The organism is Mycobacterium sp. DL440 (assembly GCF_011745145.1).
Taxonomy (GTDB): Bacteria; Actinomycetota; Actinomycetes; order Mycobacteriales; family Mycobacteriaceae; genus Mycobacterium.
Genome location: NZ_CP050191.1, coordinates 4,335,207 through 4,350,110 on the forward strand (window position 1 = coordinate 4,335,207; position 14,904 = coordinate 4,350,110).

The window sequence follows — 14,904 nt, forward strand, 5'->3', positions numbered from 1 at the left end:
TTGTCATCAAAGCTTAGGAGTAGATGTGCCATCCGGTCAACGACGCGGCCGATGGTCGGGCGTTCCGCTACAGGAACGGGCGGCCCGTCGTCGCGACGAACTGATCGCAGCAGGGGTCGTCCTGCTGGGCAAAGCCGAGGGCCCAGCTCTCACAGTCCGTGCGGTGTGCCGGGCGGCCGAACTCACCGAACGATACTTCTACGAGAGCTTCACCGACCGTGACACGTTCGTCCGGGCCGTCTACGACGACGTCTGCGGCCGGGCGATGTCGGCCTTGACCACGGCGGCTACCCCCCGCGACGCGGTCGAACGATTCGTCGCACTGATGGTGGACAATCCCACCCAGGGCCGTGTGCTGTTACTGGCCCCCGAATCCGAACCGGTGCTCACCCGCTCGGGCGCGGAGTGGATGCCCGACTTCATCGGCCTGCTGCAGCGCAAACTGACCCGCATCGCCGACCCGGTACGCCAGGCCATGGTCGCCACCAGCCTGATCGGAGCATTGACCGCGTTGTTCAGTGCCTACCTCGACGAGCGGCTGCCGGCCAGCCGCGAACAGTTCACCGACTACTGCGTCGACATGCTGCTCGGGCGCATCGGCAGTTTCTGAGCAGACTGCCGGAGTCCCCGCTACTCGTCGGGAGTACTGGCCTCGGCGATTGGCTCCTGCTCGGCAGCGGCGGCCTCATCTTCGGCGGCCTTTGCCTCACGTCCGGCCGGGGTGGCGATCGACGCGCCAGGGTGAGTCTCGGTGGCGTGGTCACCGTCGCAGTTGAGCGCCACCTGCGTAACGTCTTCGGCGTACTCGAAGTAGGTGTCGGACTTCTGCGGCACCAACTGACGGACGGTCCAGGCGTTGGTGACGATGCACTCGTCACGCGGCAAACGACTGCCGACGCTCACAGCAACATGCGCCGTGCCGCCGCCGTCCTCGATGGCGCTGACCGCGTCGCTGTATGTCTGCCCCACGACGTCCGGCGCCGCATGGGCCGCCCCCGCACCGATCACGGACGCAAAACCCGCCGCGGACATAGCGATAACGCTTCCGCACCCGATCGCGATCTTCATCTGGCCCGACCTTCCCCGTCCGGCGATCTCTCCCGGAGAGGTGGGGCGGCGGCGCTTTCGGCCGTTCGTGTCAGCAACCCCGCGGTCCGTGACCAGGTGTCACGGCAAACACTCTTTGGGAGCTGACCCGGATTTTAGTCGGCGTCAGGGCTCATGACCAGGACAAGCACGCCTTACTCGTCGGGCGTGCTGACCTCGGCGAGCTGCGCTTCCTCTTCCGCAGCGGCCTGGGCTGCGGCGAGCCGCGCCTCCTGCTTGGCGGCGGCCTCATCGTCGGCGGCCTTGGCCTCCCGGCCGGCCGGGCTGGCGACCGAGGCGCCCGGGTGGTTGGCGGTGGCATGGTCACCGTCACAGTTCAGGGCCACCATGACCTCGCCGGACGCGTGACTTCCGTCCCGCACGAACGGGGCATCCCACGCGTTGGTGACGATGCAATCACCCTGGGACAGCTTGCTGCCCACAGTGACCGCGACCTTGGCACTGGAACCGCTATCCTCGATCGCGCCCGAGGCGTCCGAGTAGGTCTGCCCCACCACGTCAGGCGCGGCGGCTGCGACGCCGGCACCGAACAGCAGGGACACGGCCGCACCGGTGGCAACAGCGGCTCCGGCACCGACAACAAGCTTTTTCACGTGTGCCCAACCTCCGAGCGTGGTATCCGACAGATGTTCGTGCGGATCGTACCGTCGTTATCCGCACGGCGCAGGGCTCGTCAAATACGGGCGGGGCAACTTGATGTCACCGAGTTACACAGATATATTGACTGCTACCAACAGGTACAGATAACTGAGCGTCCCAGGGACGCGAGGAGGACGAGGGCACATGTCGCAGGAATACACAGACCTGCAGCTTCTGCACGAACTCGAGCCTGTCGTTGAGTCCAGCATCAACCGCCATATGCGGATGCGTAAGGACTGGAACCCGCACGACTTCATCCCGTGGTCGGACGGCAAGAACTACTACGCACTCGGCGGACAGGACTGGGAGCCCGGGCAGTCCAAGCTGTCCGAGGTCGCCAAGACCGCGATGATCCAGAACCTGCTCACCGAGGACAACCTGCCCTCGTATCACCGCGAGATCGCGATGAACATGGGCATGGACGGCGCTTGGGGCAACTGGGTCAACCGCTGGACCGCCGAAGAGAACCGGCACGGCATCGCGTTGCGCGACTACCTCGTGGTGACCCGTGCCATCGACCCCGTCGAGCTGGAAGAGCTGCGTGTCGAGCAGGTCACCCGCGGCTTCTCCCCCGGCCAGAACCAGCAGGGCGACCTGTTCGCCGAGAGCCTGTTCGACTCGGTGATGTACGTGTCGTTCCAGGAGCTGGCCACCCGCGTCAGCCACCGCAACACCGGCAAGGCCTGCGACGACCCGATCGCCGACCAACTGCTGCAGCGCATCTCGGCTGACGAGAATCTGCACATGATCTTCTACCGGGATGTCTCGGCAGCCGGTCTGGACATCGCGCCCAATCAGGGCATGGCGTCGCTGCACCGCGTGTTGGACAACTTCAAGATGCCCGGCTACACCGTGCCCGACTTCCGCCGCAAGGCCGTCATCATCGCCGTCGGCGGCGTCTACGACCCGCGGATCCACCTCGACGACGTGGTGATGCCGATCCTGCGCAAGTGGCGCATCTTCGAGCGTGAAGACTTCACCGGCGAGGGCGCCCGACTGCGTGACGACATCGGCCGCATCGTCGAAGAGCTCGAAGACGCCTGCGACAAGTTCGAGGTCGCCAAGGAGCGTCGCCTCGAGCGCGAGCGCAAGGTCGCCGAGAAGAAGGCCATGAAGAACCTGTTGGTGTCCTCTTCGTCTTCATGACTCTGACCGCAACGCCCCCTGCAACTGCAGCGTCGGCCCGATCCCAGCTGCGGATCGGGCCGTTCGCATTGCCCAGTCCCGTCGTCCTGGCTCCCATGGCCGGGGTGACGAATGTGGCATTCCGCACACTGTGCCGCGAACTCGAGATCGCCCGTGCCGGCACCGTCAGCGGCCTCTACGTGTGCGAGATGGTCACCGCGCGGGCCCTGGTCGAGCGCCATCCGGTCACCCTGCACATGACGACCTTCGGCCCCGACGAATCTCCGCGGTCGCTGCAGCTCTACACCGTGGACCCGGAAACCACCTACCTCGCGGCCAAGATGATCGCCGACGAGGGCATGGCCGACCACATCGACATGAATTTCGGCTGCCCGGTGCCCAAGGTCACCAAGCGTGGCGGCGGATCTGCACTGCCCTACAAGCGCCGCCTGTTCGGCCAGATCGTGGCGGCTGCGGTGCGGGGCGTCGCGGGCACCGACATTCCGGTGACCGTGAAGTTCCGGATCGGCGTCGACGACACCCATCACACGCACCTGGACGCCGGGCGGATCGCTGCCGAGGAGGGGGCGGCAGCCGTGGCGCTGCATGCGCGCACTGCGGCACAGCGCTACTCCGGCACGGCCGACTGGGATCAGATCGCTGCGCTGAAGGCTCATGTCACCGGCATCCCGGTGTTGGGCAACGGCGACATCTTCGAGGCCGACGACGCGCTTGCGATGATGGCCGCGACCGGCTGCGACGGCGTGGTGATCGGCCGGGGCTGCCTGGGCCGGCCGTGGCTTTTCGCCGAGCTCTCGGCCGCCTTCAACGGTCGCCCCGCTGCCACCCCACCGAACCTGGGCGAGGTCGCTGACATCGTGCGCCGCCACGGCGAACTGCTCAGCGAACATTTCGGCGAAGACAAGGCAATGCGCGAAATCCGCAAGCACGTGGCCTGGTACATGCACGGGTTCCCGGCCGGCGCCGACCTGCGGCGTGGGCTGGCCCTGGTCAAGACCCGTGCCGAACTCGACGCACTGCTCGACCAACTCGACGGCCACGCCCCGTTCCCGCCTGCGGCCACCGGTCCGCGCGGGCGCCAGGGCTCGGCCGCCTCGGTGTCGTTGCCCGAGGGGTGGCTCGATGATCCCGACGACTGCGCGGTGCCGGTCGGGGCCGATGTGATGCATTCCGGAGGCTGAGCTGTACTCGCCTGAGATGACATCGAGACGGCTCCGTCACCGGGTTGGGTCTAGCTCAGTCCCAGGATGCCTCAGTACGATGAGGACCTTGCCGCGGCCGGCTCAAGTAGCCAGCCCGGCACCGTGCTGCTAGAAGAGATGAGGAGAAATACCTCAGCAGCGCCCAGCAGCACCCGCGGGAACGATGCGCACCGACGCGCACGCGCGAGCTCGAAGAGTCGGAGGCCGGTAAGGACATGAGTGACGGTAGTAACGCCACTCCCGGCCGTCGGCACCGCTCTGCGGACGATTCGTCGGACAACCAATGGATTACCCGATCCCGGGAGCCTTTGCCAGGCGCCGCGCCGTGGGAACGCCAGGATGCGCTGTTACCCGACGATTCACCCCTCGATGAGCCCACCGGCAGTCACGCCGGCGGAGTAACTGTCGCCGATCTGATCGCCAAGGTCGCCGGGACCGGATTCACACCGAACCGCCACCGGTTGGCACCCGACGACCCGGAGCCCGAACCAGAGCCTGAGCCGGCCCACGCGTGGGACCCAGAACCTGAGCCGCAGCCAGAGCCACTGCCGGAGCCCGAACCCGTGCCGGCGTATGCACCGGCGTATGTCCGCCCGCCGGTACCCGACCCGACCGACGTGATCGAAGCGGTGCGGATCGCCCCTGAGATCGATGAACCCCAGGATGCCCTCGAGGTCGAGGAGTTCCCGGAATCTTTCGAGGAGCCATTCGCGGACTCACCGGATCACCGCGACATCGACGCCGCGAACACCGACGTATTGCCGGCTCTGCCGATCTACGAATACGACTTGCCCAAGGGACGTACGTCATGGCGGGTCCGCCAGACGCCGGAGGACGAGCACGATTCCGAGCACGAGCGCGCCGACACCGATGAGATCGAGAAGGTGCGGCCGGCGATCAACCGCCGGGTGATGCTGGCCGGCCGGGCCGCCGCGGCAATGCTCGCGGTCCTCACCCTCGTGCTGACCGGCGGGGCCTGGCAGTGGCAGAGCTCGAAGAACAACAGCCTCAACAAAGTGGCGGCGCTCGACCTCAATTCGCGCGACATCGTCGACCCCAACTCCCAGTTCGGTGACGAGAACTTCCTGATCGTCGGCACCGACAGCCGGCTCGGCGAAAACGGAGGTATGGGCGCCGGTGGCACCGAGGACGCAGGCGGAGCCCGGTCCGACACCATCATGCTGGTGAACATCCCGGCCGACCGGCGACGTGTCGTCGCCGTGTCGTTCCCGCGTGACCTGTCGATCACCCCGATGAAGTGCGAGCCCTGGAATCCGGAGTCGGCGACCTACGGCCCGCTGTACGACGAAGAGACCGAGACCTACGGCCCGGACGAGATCTACACCGAGACCAAGCTGAACTCGGCCTTCGCTTTCGGCGGCCCGAAATGCCTGGTGAAGGTGATCCAGAAGCTGTCGGGCCTGTCCATCAACCGGTTCATGGCCGTCGACTTCTCCGGCTTCTCGAAGATGGTCGACGCAGTCGGCGGGATAGAGGTGTGCAGCACCACCCCGCTCGAGGACTACGAGTTGGGCACCGTGCTGGCCAACGCCGGTCGTCAGACGATCGACGGCCACACCGCGCTGAACTACGTGCGGGCCCGCCAGGTCACCACCGAGTACAACGGGGACTACGGCCGCATCAAACGACAGCAGCTGTTCCTCTCTTCACTGCTGCGCACCCTGATCTCCCGCGACACCTTCTTCTCGCTGAACAAGCTGAACAACGTGGTCAACATGTTCATCAGCGACAGCTTTGTCGACAACATCAGGACCAAGGACCTCGTCGACCTCGGACAGTCCGTCCAGGGTGTGAACGCGGGCCGGATCACCTTCGTGACGGTGCCGACCGTGGGTTACGCCGACGAATACGGCAACGAAGTCCCGCGCACCGACGACATGCATTCCCTGTTCGACGCGATCATCAACGACGACCCTCTGCCGGGCGAGAAGAATCCGGACAACACTCCGGTGCCCGGCACCCCGGAATCGGCGACGTCGTCCGTCCAGGCTGCCGCGCCCTCAGAGACACCCCAGTCCACAGCACCGGCGCCCGCGCCGGCCGCGACGGACAGCGGTGAGATGGTCAACGCCATCACCACCGAACCGCAGCAGGTGACGGTGCAGGTGTCGAACTCGACGGGCCAGAGCGGCCTGGCCTCCACCGCGGCCACCGAACTGCAGGAACACGGCTTCAACGTCAACACCCCCGATGACTACCCGAGCACGCTCCCGGCGACCACGGTGTTCTTCTCCCCCGGCAACGAGGAGGCGGCCGCGACCGTGGCCAGCTCTTTCACCAACCCGACCATCGAACGGGTGACGGGCATGGGCAACGTTATCCAGGTCGTGCTGGGTTCCGATTTCTACTCGGTGGGCGCCCCGACCCCGAGCGGGTCAGAAGTGCAGGTGCATGTACTCAAGGGCACCGGCGCCAGCCCGACGCACCTCCCCGAGGATCTGACCGTCACCAACGCCGCCGACACGACCTGCGAATAGTCCGGCGACCCGGGTGGACGGCATTCACCGTTAGTTCATCGTTGCATCGTGACGACACGGCCACCGACCGCCTAATCTTGCAGGATGCGTACCCAATACCACGAGAAGTTGCATTCACTCACGGACCAACTCGGTGCGATGTGCGAGTTGGCGGGTACCGCAATGGAGCGCGCCACCCAGGCGCTGCTGCAGGCCGATCTGGCTCTCGCTGAACAGGTCATCAGCGATCACGATCAAATGAGCACGCTGAGCACCCAAGCCGAGGAGTCTGCGTTCGTGTTGCTGGCGCTGCAGGCGCCTGTGGCCGGTGATCTGCGATCGGTGGTGGGGTCGATTCAGATCGTCGCCGACGTGGACCGGATGGGCGCGCTGGCGCTGCATGTGGCGAAGATCGCGCGCCGCCGCCACCCCCAGCATGTGCTGCCCGAGGAAGTGAACGGGTACTTCGCCGAGATGGGCCGGGTCGCCGTCGAGCTGGGGCACGCCGCCCGTGAGGTGCTGCTCACCCAGGATCCGGAGAAGGCTGCCCGGATCCAGGAGGAAGACGATGCGATGGATGACCTGCATCGCCACCTGTTCTCTGTGCTGATGGACCGGGAGTGGAAGCACGGTGTGACCGCTGCCGTCGACGTGACGTTGTTGAGCCGCTTCTACGAGCGCTTCGCCGACCACGCCGTCGAGGTGGCCCGGCGGGTCATCTTCCAGGTCACCGGTTCCTACCCGGACGACGAATCGGTTCCCTCGAAGTAGGGCTCAGGACCGGCTGTCCGGCGGCACGAGACGGACCCCGTCCTTGTGTGCGCCGGCCAGGTCCCCCAGGATCTTCACCAGCACCTGCAGGTCCGCGCCGCTGTAGCGCAGCAGGAATTCGCGGGCCCCGCGGTTCATCTCCTCGTGCAGTTGCCGGTGCAATTCGACGACGAGTTCGCCGTCGGCGGTCAGGCCGAGTTCGATCTCCTTGCGGTTGCCGGGTACCGGCGTACGAACCGCGAGCCCGGCCTCGACCAGCCGCTGTACGTGCTTGGACACCGTGCCCTTGAGCCGGCCGGTCCGTGCCGCCAGCCCGACCACGCTGACCGGACCGTCGCCGATCTCCGCCAGCAGGTGCATCGCCGACGTCGGCAGCCCCCGCACGGCGGCCTGCAACCGCTGTGGGCATTCGGCGGCCATGAAGTCGCGTTCCGCGTCGCCCTCCCCGTCATTCCCGAGCCGATCGCCCACCGTGGCCATGAGTCCGGTGATGGCGTCGATCAGCTCGAGTTTGGTTTTCACAGAAACCATCTTGCCATCCGCGGCAGTGCTCAGTAGATTGTTTCCGCAGAAACCATATCTCTGGAAACAGACCCTCGAAGGAGTCGCCATGAAGGCCGCACTGGTCACCGAATGGGGCAGGCATCCCGTCTACACCGACGTACCCGAGCCCCAGTCGCGCGACGGAGCCGAGGTGGCCGTCGTCGAAGCATCGGCCCTCACCAACATCACCCGGGGACTGGTGTCGGGAAAACACTACGCCAGCAAGGAGATTGCGCTGCCGGCCATTCCCGGGGTCGACGGCGTCGCCCGTCTCGCCGACGGCCGACGCATTTACACCGGAGCCCTCGGATACTCGGGAATGATGGCGCAGCGCGCACTCGTCGACTCCCGCGCAGGCGTCGAGATCCCCGCCCACGTCGACTCAGTGACCGCCGCCGCCCTGCCCAACCCAGGCGTCTCGGCCTGGACCGCCCTGTCGTACGCCGCAGCGGTCAAGCCCGGCGATCACGTGCTGGTGCTGGGGGCCACCGGCGTAACCGGTTCGATGGCAGTGCAATTGGCCACCGCAATGTTCGGTGCCGAAAAGGTGGTGGCCGCCGGTCGCAACACCGAACGGCTGGCGTGGCTACAGTCGGCCGGCGCGCACGACACCATCTCCCTCGGAGAGCAGGACCTGGGCGCCCAAGTCGCCGAAATGCATGCCCGGCGACCGTTCGACGCGGTACTCGATTACCTGTGGGGCGAGCCCGCCGCCCAGGTGCTCACCGTGCTGGCGGCCAGCCATCCGGCCGCGCACTACCATCCGACCCGGTTCGTGCAGATAGGGTCGATGACGGGGCCGACGCTGCCCCTGGATGCCGGGGTGCTGCGCGGTACCGGGATCACCCTGTGCGGCGTCGGCATCGGCAGTGTCCCGCCCGAGGTGCTGACGCAGGCGCGCACCGCGGCATTGCCGAAGTTGTTTCAGATGGTCGCCGACGGACAGCTCGAATTACGCACCCAGGCAAGGCCATTGGCGGACGTCGCCGAGGCCTGGGCCGGTGCTGAACCCTCGGGGACACGCGTCGTGCTCACGCCCTGACCGAGTCGCGCCCCCTTGCACGAGCAGACGCGTAGGTACCCGGGAACCCCCGAATTGGGGTACGTACACGTCTGCTCGCGGAGAAAATGCGGGAGAAACTCAGCCGAAGCGACCGGAGATGTAATCCTCGGTCGCCTTCTGAGTGGGGTTGGAGAAGATCTTCTCGGTGTCGTCAATCTCGATCAGCTTGCCGGGCTTACCGGTGGCCTCCAGATTGAAGAACGCGGTCTGATCGCTCACCCGGGCGGCCTGCTGCATGTTGTGCGTGACGATGACGATCGTGAAATCCTGCTTGAGCGTGGAGATCAGATCTTCGATTGCCAGCGTCGAGATCGGGTCGAGCGCCGAGCAGGGCTCATCCATCAGCAGCACATCGGGCTGCACTGCGATGGCGCGGGCGATGCACAGCCGCTGCTGCTGACCGCCCGACAAGCCACCACCGGGCTTGTCCAGCCGATCCTTGACCTCGTTCCACAGGTTGGCGCCGCGCAGCGAGCGCTCCGCCACCTCGTCCAGGGTCTTCTTGTTGCGCACGCCCTGCAGCTTCAGCCCGGCCACCACATTGTCGCGAATCGACATGGTGGGGAACGGGTTCGGACGCTGGAACACCATGCCGATGGTCTTGCGCACACCCACCGGGTCCACGCCGGCGCCGTAGATGTCCTCACCGTCAAGCAGCACGGAGCCCTCGACACGGGCCCCAGGGATCACCTCGTGCATGCGGTTCAGCGTCCGCAGCACCGTCGATTTACCGCAACCCGACGGGCCGATGAAAGCCATCACGCTGCGCGGCTGCACCGACAGCGAAACCTCTGAAACGGCATGGAACGCGCCGTAGTAGATGTTGACGTCCTTGAGATCCAGCCGCTTGGCCATGGATAGCTCCTACACCTTCTTGGGGGAAAAGAGTTTGGCGACCGCGCGAGCGCCGACATTGAGCAGGGCGATCAGCAGGATCAGCGTCAACGCCGCGCCCCACAGCCGGTCGGTGGGCACCGGGTTGGCGCCTGCCCCCGCCGAGATCTGGTCGTACATCATGCCCGGCAGCGATCCCATGAACCCGCCGAACATGTCGAAGTTCATCGCCTGGGCGTAGCCGACAAGGATCAGCAGCGGCGCGGTCTCGCCCATCACGCGGGCCAGTGACAGCATGATTCCGGTGACGATGCCCGACACGGCCGTCGGGATCACGATTCGGACGATGGTCTTCCACTTCGGCACACCCAGCGCATAACTCGCCTCGCGCAGATCCATCGGGACGATGCGCAGCATCTCCTCGGTGGCCCGGACGATCACCGGAATCATCAACAGCACCAACGACAGTGACACCGCGAACCCCGACCGGCCGAATCCGAGCGTGGCCACCCACAACGCGTAGATGAACAGCGCGGCGACGATCGAGGGCACACCGGTGAGGATGTCCACCATGAAGGTGGTGACCTTGCCCAGCCGGGTACCACCGCCGTACTCGACCAGATAGACGCCCACCATCACGCCGATCGGAATGGAGATCAGCGAACACACGATGCCCTGTAGCACGGTGCCGACGATCGCGTGGTAGGCACCGCCACCGGCGATGAACGTCGTCATCCCGGCCTGGGAATTGGTGAACCACGTGGCTGAGCTCAATGCGGCCCAGCCCCGGACGATCACCGAGTACAGCACCCAGACCAGGGGCACCAGGGCGACCAGCAATGACAGGGTCACCAGAACCGTGGCAAGGTGGTTGGTCAGCTTGCGGCGCAGACTCACGCCCTGGAATGCAGGCGCCTTGACCGGCCGCTCGAGGGTGGAGGTCATCAGCGCCCCTTTCCGGACACCGCAGCGCGGGCCAGCGAGTTCACCACGAAGGTCAGGACGAACAACACCAGGCCGGCGGCAATGTAGGCGCCCGCCTTGTACTGATCGTTGAATTCGCTTGCGGTGGCGGCGATCTTGCTCGCGAAGGTGTAACCGCCGTCGAACAGCGACCAACCGAACGCGGTCTGGGTGCCGCGCAGGATGATCAGCAGGGCGATGGTCTCACCGAGCGCGCGCCCCAGACCGAGCATCGCGCCGCTGACGTAGCCGGACAACCCGAAAGGCAGCACCGTCGTGCGCACCACTTCCCAGCGGGTGGCGCCGAGCGCCAGCGCGGCCTCGATCTGGCCCCGCGGGGTCTGGGTGAACACCTCGCGGGTCACCGCGGTGATGATGGGCAGGATCATCACCGCCAGCACGATGCCCGCAGTGAAGATGGTGCCGCCACCGGCCACCGAGGCATTGCCGGTCTGGAACAGGAACAGCCAGCTCAAGTTCGAATTGAGCCACACTGCAAAGGGTTTGATCGCCGGCGCCAGTACGTACAGACCCCAGACGCCGTAGACGATCGACGGCACGGCGGCCAGCAGATCCACCAGATAGGCCAGCGGGCCCGCGAGTCGCCGCGACGAGTACTGGGTGAGGTAGATCGCGATGCCCAGCGCCACCGGCATCGCCAGCACCAGGGCGAACAGGGAGACGAACACCGTCACCTGCAGCAGATCGAAGATGCCGAAGTGCATCGCGGAGGTGTCGGTGGTGATCCAGTTGCCGCCGTAGAGGAAGAAGTTCTCCTCGTTACGGGCCAGTGCCGGGATCGCGCGCCAGAGCAGGAACACCCCGATCGCCGCGATCAGCGCGACGATCAGGATGCCCGAACCCTCGGCGAGCGAACGGAAGATTCGGTCACCGAGGCGGACCTTGGCTCCCTTGGACGGATTGGTGGAGATAGGCGCCGGCTCGGGGTGGGGGGACGCGAGCGTCTCCCCCGACCCCGAATCAGCTGGATTCGGCGTTGTCACTATTGTCCCGTCGGGGCCCCTGGTCGTCATGCGGTCGGTAAATCCATCCTCGCCCAAATCCGTCCTCTAAAGCCAGTCCGGCTACTAAGCGATGGCCTCGACCGAGGTCAGCAGGCGCTGCTTGAACTCATCGGGGAGCGCGATGTATCCGGCCTGCGACAGGCTGGCCTGGCCCTCGTTGGCGGCCACCGTCAGGAAGGACTTGACGGCCGCGGCGGTGTCGGCGTCGTAGCCCTTGGAGCAAACGATCTCATAGGTGGCCAGCACCAGCGGATAGACGCCGGCTTCCTTCGAGGCGTACAGCGCGTTCAGGTCGAGGACGAGGTCCTTGCCCTCACCCTTGAACGTGGCGGCGCCGACGGCCTTGGTGGTCGACTGGTCGTCCAGCGCCACCGCGCCGGCGCCACTGTCGATCTGGGCGTAGGGCAGTCCGGCAGCGGTGGCCGGGCTCTTCTCGACGTAGCCGATCGAGCCGGGGGTGGCCTGCACGGCCTGCACGACGCCGGAGGACTTCTGCGCACCCTCACCGGCACCGCCCTGGAACTCCTTGCCTGCACCCTTGGTCCAGGTCTGCGGAGCGGCCGCGGCCAGGTACTTCTGGAAGTTGTCGGTGGTGCCCGAGGAATCCGACCGGTAAATCGGCTTGATGTCGATGTCCGGCAGGGTGGCGCCGGCGTTGAGGGCGGCCACCGCCGGGTCGTTCCACTTCTTGATCTGGCCCTGGAAGATCTTGGCGAGCACGTCCGGGTTGACCACGAGCTTGTCGACGCCTTCGACGTTGTAGGCCAGCGCGACGGGGCCGAACACCAGTGGCAGGTTCCAGGCCTCATTGCCACCGCAGCGCTCGGCGGCCTTCTTGACCTGATCGTCATTGAGCGCCGAGTCGGAGCCGGCGAAGTCGACCTGCTTGGCGATGAACTGATCCACGCCCGCGCCCGATCCGGTCGGGTTGTAGGACAGGTTCTTGCCGGAGCAGACCTGGCCCCACACCTTGTTGAACTCAGCAATGGCGTTCTGCTGCGCCGTCGAGCCCTCGCCCGTCAGCGAGTTCTTGCCGCCGCACTCCGCTGATGCGGCCGAGCTGCTGCCCGCGGCCGACGAGGTGGTGCCGGCAGCGTTGTTGTCGCTACCGCACGCGGTCAGCGTGAGCGCCGCGATCGCCGTCGCGGAAAGCGCAACACCGAACGGCTTGCCAATGCTGATGAGCTTCACTTGTCCCACTTTCAGTTGACGGCTTCGAACTCTCCGGCAACGTATTCGGCCGCAGTGGACGGCTCGCGGACGGCAGGTGAATCAGCAGTGAATAGGTTCAGCGTGCTCACAGCTAAACGGGTTAACCGGCGGCGTACGCCACGTCGACACCGAACACCTCGAAACCCAAGTTTCGGTAGGTCGCCACGGCCGCCGAGTTATCTGCCTCGACGTAAAGTAGCACCGTCGACAGGGACCGCGCGGCGAGGTGGTGCAGACCGAGCAGGGTGAGTACCGAGCCCAGGCCTCTCCCCTGCGCAGCGGGGTCGACGCCGACGATGTAGACCTCGCCGAGGTTGCCGTCATGGACCTTCGTCCAGTGGAAGCCCAGCAGTTGGCCGGTGTGTTCGTCGAAAGCCTCGAAGAGGCCGTCCGGGTCGAACCACGGCTCGTTCCGCCGTTCGACAATTTCCTGTTCGGTCCAGCCGCCCTGTTCCGGATGCCAGGCGAAGGCGGCGTTGTTGACCCGCAGGATCTCGGCGTCGTCCTGTGGCCCCGCGTAGGTACCGATCCGCACGCCCTCGGACGTGCGCAGTGGCGGCAGGTCGGTCAGCGGACGACGCATCTGCAGCAGTTCGCGGACCATCTTGAGGTCCAGCTCGGCTGCCAGGGCGCGGGCCGCCTCGAGGTTGCCGTGGGCCCAGATGCGCGTGCCTGCCGCGCCCTCGGCGAGCCCCGCACGGGCCAGCGCCGCACCGATACCGCGCCGTCGGGTGTCCGGATGCACCACCAGTTCGGCCATCGCCGGGTCCTCGTCGCCGGCCGGGGCCAGGTTCAGGTACCCGACGAGATCTGCCCCCTCGGTCGCCAACAGGTGGCGGGTTCGGTCATGGCCGAGCTCGCGCAGGACCTGATCGCCGACCGGGGCCACGCCGTCAGCCGCGGTGGCTGCGGCGATGAGGGCACGGATCCCGGCCTGTTCGGCTTCTGACAGCTCGGTACGCCAGTCGAGTTCGGTCACTGGCTGGGCAACCGCTCGGCCAACGGCTCGTCCACGTCGTCGGTTGCCGGGTCGTAGTCGTCGTCGCCGTGGTCGTCCTGCGGGGCTTCGCCGGCGCCGCTCGCCTCGGCGGCGGGCGTGCGGCCGCGTGACGGGCGTACCGCCTTGTATCCGACGTTGCGGACGGTGCCGATCAGCGATTCGTACTCGGGGCCGAGCTTGGCGCGTAGACGGCGGACGTGCACGTCGACTGTGCGGGTACCGCCGAAGAAGTCGTAGCCCCATACCTCCTGCAGCAACTGCGCACGGGTGAAGACCCGCCCGGCGTGCTGCGCGAGGTATTTGAGCAGCTCGAATTCCTTGTAGGTGAGATCGAGGGGACGCCCCCGCAGGCGCGCGGTGTAGGTGCCCTCGTCGATCGCGAGTTCACCGAGGGTGATCTTGCCGACGTTCTCCTGGTTGGCGCCGCCGGCACGCCTGCCGACCAGTAGCCGCAGGCGGGCATCGATCTCGGCCGGGCCGGTGCCGGGGAGCAGGATCTCGTCCAGGCCCCATTCGTGGTTGACCGCCACCAACCCGCCCTCGTTGATCACCGCGACGACCGGGACTGAAGTGCCCGTCGTTCCCAGTAGCCGGCACAGGCCGCGGGCGGCCGCGAGATCGGTACGGGCGTCGACGATCGCCACGTCGGCGCTGCCTGCCTCCAGCAGCGAGGACACCTCGGTCGGTGCGGTGCGCACAGTGTGCGCCAGCAGGGCCAGGGAGGGCAGCACCGACTCTGGATGCGGGTCGACGGTCAGTAGCAGTAGATCCAAGGGGGTCCTCCGGCGCGCCGGCAATCACTTCCAACGATCGCCCGGACCCCGATGTCCACACGGTCGGATTCATGACTGACATGTAGCCGTTACCGGCCTTTTGCGTGTTAACGATAACGCCTCACCTGCTGATCAGCCGCGCCGAACGC

At 66.4% G+C, this 14,904-nt stretch carries 15 protein-coding genes; 6 read left to right on the forward strand and 9 right to left on the reverse strand.

Annotated features, from left to right (window positions below):
* Positions 1-25: 25 nt before the first annotated feature.
* Entirely contained in the window at positions 26-610 is a 585-nt protein-coding gene (locus HBE63_RS21205; RefSeq protein WP_166906506.1) for a TetR/AcrR family transcriptional regulator, read from the forward strand.
* 20 nt (positions 611-630) lie between these two features.
* Here HBE63_RS21205 and HBE63_RS21210 read toward each other — a convergent pair whose 3' ends face one another.
* Both HBE63_RS21210 and HBE63_RS21215 read right to left on the reverse strand, forming a co-directional pair.
* Positions 631-1,068 (reverse strand): hypothetical protein, encoded by a 438-nt coding sequence (locus tag HBE63_RS21210; protein ID WP_166906507.1) that lies wholly within the window; start codon positions 1,066-1,068, stop codon positions 631-633.
* Between the two features lie 173 nt (positions 1,069-1,241).
* Positions 1,242-1,700, reverse strand: coding sequence for a hypothetical protein (locus HBE63_RS21215; protein WP_166906508.1), 459 nt, complete (start codon positions 1,698-1,700; stop codon positions 1,242-1,244).
* Positions 1,701-1,890: 190 nt separating this feature from the next.
* On the opposite strand from HBE63_RS21215, the gene HBE63_RS21220 reads away from it, so the two are divergent.
* The 4 genes from HBE63_RS21220 (at position 1,891) to phoU (ending at position 7,342) form a co-directional block, all read left to right on the forward strand.
* Complete coding sequence (locus HBE63_RS21220; protein ID WP_166906509.1) at positions 1,891-2,892, forward strand: acyl-ACP desaturase; 1,002 nt, start codon at positions 1,891-1,893, stop codon at positions 2,890-2,892.
* Positions 2,889-4,073, forward strand: coding sequence for a tRNA dihydrouridine synthase DusB (gene dusB, locus HBE63_RS21225; RefSeq protein ID WP_166906510.1), 1,185 nt, complete (start codon positions 2,889-2,891; stop codon positions 4,071-4,073). The genes HBE63_RS21220 and dusB overlap by 4 nt, the downstream gene beginning before the upstream one ends.
* A 236-nt stretch (positions 4,074-4,309) precedes the next feature.
* Positions 4,310-6,592 (forward strand): LCP family protein, encoded by a 2,283-nt coding sequence (locus HBE63_RS21230; protein ID WP_166906511.1) that lies wholly within the window; start codon positions 4,310-4,312, stop codon positions 6,590-6,592.
* An 84-nt stretch (positions 6,593-6,676) separates the two neighbouring features.
* The gene (gene phoU / locus HBE63_RS21235; protein WP_166906512.1) at positions 6,677-7,342 is read left to right on the forward strand and encodes a phosphate signaling complex protein PhoU; all 666 of its coding nucleotides are present in this window, start codon (positions 6,677-6,679) and stop codon (positions 7,340-7,342) included.
* A 3-nt stretch (positions 7,343-7,345) separates the two neighbouring features.
* Here phoU and HBE63_RS21240 read toward each other — a convergent pair whose 3' ends face one another.
* Positions 7,346-7,864: a MarR family winged helix-turn-helix transcriptional regulator gene (locus HBE63_RS21240; RefSeq protein WP_166906513.1), complete on the reverse strand. Its 519-nt coding sequence runs from the start codon at positions 7,862-7,864 to the stop codon at positions 7,346-7,348.
* A gap of 88 nt (positions 7,865-7,952) precedes the next feature.
* On the opposite strand from HBE63_RS21240, the gene HBE63_RS21245 reads away from it, so the two are divergent.
* Entirely contained in the window at positions 7,953-8,927 is a 975-nt protein-coding gene (locus HBE63_RS21245; protein ID WP_166906514.1) for a zinc-binding alcohol dehydrogenase family protein, read from the forward strand.
* Between the two features lie 99 nt (positions 8,928-9,026).
* Here HBE63_RS21245 and pstB read toward each other — a convergent pair whose 3' ends face one another.
* The 6 genes from pstB to HBE63_RS21275 form a co-directional block, all read right to left on the reverse strand.
* Positions 9,027-9,803, reverse strand: coding sequence for a phosphate ABC transporter ATP-binding protein PstB (pstB, locus tag HBE63_RS21250; protein WP_003884662.1), 777 nt, complete (start codon positions 9,801-9,803; stop codon positions 9,027-9,029).
* A gap of 9 nt (positions 9,804-9,812) precedes the next feature.
* Positions 9,813-10,727 (reverse strand): phosphate ABC transporter permease PstA, encoded by a 915-nt coding sequence (pstA, locus tag HBE63_RS21255; protein WP_166906515.1) that lies wholly within the window; start codon positions 10,725-10,727, stop codon positions 9,813-9,815.
* A complete protein-coding gene (gene pstC / locus HBE63_RS21260) occupies positions 10,727-11,779 on the reverse strand; it encodes a phosphate ABC transporter permease subunit PstC (RefSeq protein WP_166906516.1) in 1,053 nt (350 codons plus the stop codon). The genes pstA and pstC overlap by 1 nt, the downstream gene beginning before the upstream one ends.
* A gap of 54 nt (positions 11,780-11,833) precedes the next feature.
* The gene (gene pstS / locus HBE63_RS21265; RefSeq protein ID WP_166906517.1) at positions 11,834-12,961 is read right to left on the reverse strand and encodes a phosphate ABC transporter substrate-binding protein PstS; all 1,128 of its coding nucleotides are present in this window, start codon (positions 12,959-12,961) and stop codon (positions 11,834-11,836) included.
* 121 nt (positions 12,962-13,082) lie between these two features.
* Positions 13,083-13,961, reverse strand: coding sequence for a mycothiol synthase (mshD, locus tag HBE63_RS21270; RefSeq protein ID WP_166906518.1), 879 nt, complete (start codon positions 13,959-13,961; stop codon positions 13,083-13,085).
* On the reverse strand, positions 13,958-14,755 hold the full coding sequence (locus HBE63_RS21275) for a response regulator transcription factor (protein ID WP_166906519.1): 798 nt from the start codon (positions 14,753-14,755) through the stop codon (positions 13,958-13,960). Before HBE63_RS21275 ends, mshD begins: the two co-directional genes overlap by 4 nt.
* Positions 14,756-14,904: the final 149 nt, after the last annotated feature.

Bases quoted from the DNA above. Each gene is read 5' to 3' on its own strand.
- HBE63_RS21210 (WP_166906507.1), bottom strand. From the start codon at position 1,068: ATGAAGATCGCGATCGGGTGCGGAAGCGTTATCGCTATGTCCGCGGCG.
- pstC (WP_166906516.1), bottom strand. From the start codon at position 11,779: ATGACGACCAGGGGCCCCGACGGGACAATAGTGACAACGCCGAATCCA.
- HBE63_RS21220 (WP_166906509.1), top strand. From the start codon at position 1,891: ATGTCGCAGGAATACACAGACCTGCAGCTTCTGCACGAACTCGAGCCT.
- pstA (WP_166906515.1), bottom strand. From the start codon at position 10,727: ATGACCTCCACCCTCGAGCGGCCGGTCAAGGCGCCTGCATTCCAGGGC.
- HBE63_RS21245 (WP_166906514.1), top strand. From the start codon at position 7,953: ATGAAGGCCGCACTGGTCACCGAATGGGGCAGGCATCCCGTCTACACC.
- HBE63_RS21230 (WP_166906511.1), top strand. From the start codon at position 4,310: ATGAGTGACGGTAGTAACGCCACTCCCGGCCGTCGGCACCGCTCTGCG.
- phoU (WP_166906512.1), top strand. From the start codon at position 6,677: ATGCGTACCCAATACCACGAGAAGTTGCATTCACTCACGGACCAACTC.
- pstB (WP_003884662.1), bottom strand. From the start codon at position 9,803: ATGGCCAAGCGGCTGGATCTCAAGGACGTCAACATCTACTACGGCGCG.
- dusB (WP_166906510.1), top strand. From the start codon at position 2,889: ATGACTCTGACCGCAACGCCCCCTGCAACTGCAGCGTCGGCCCGATCC.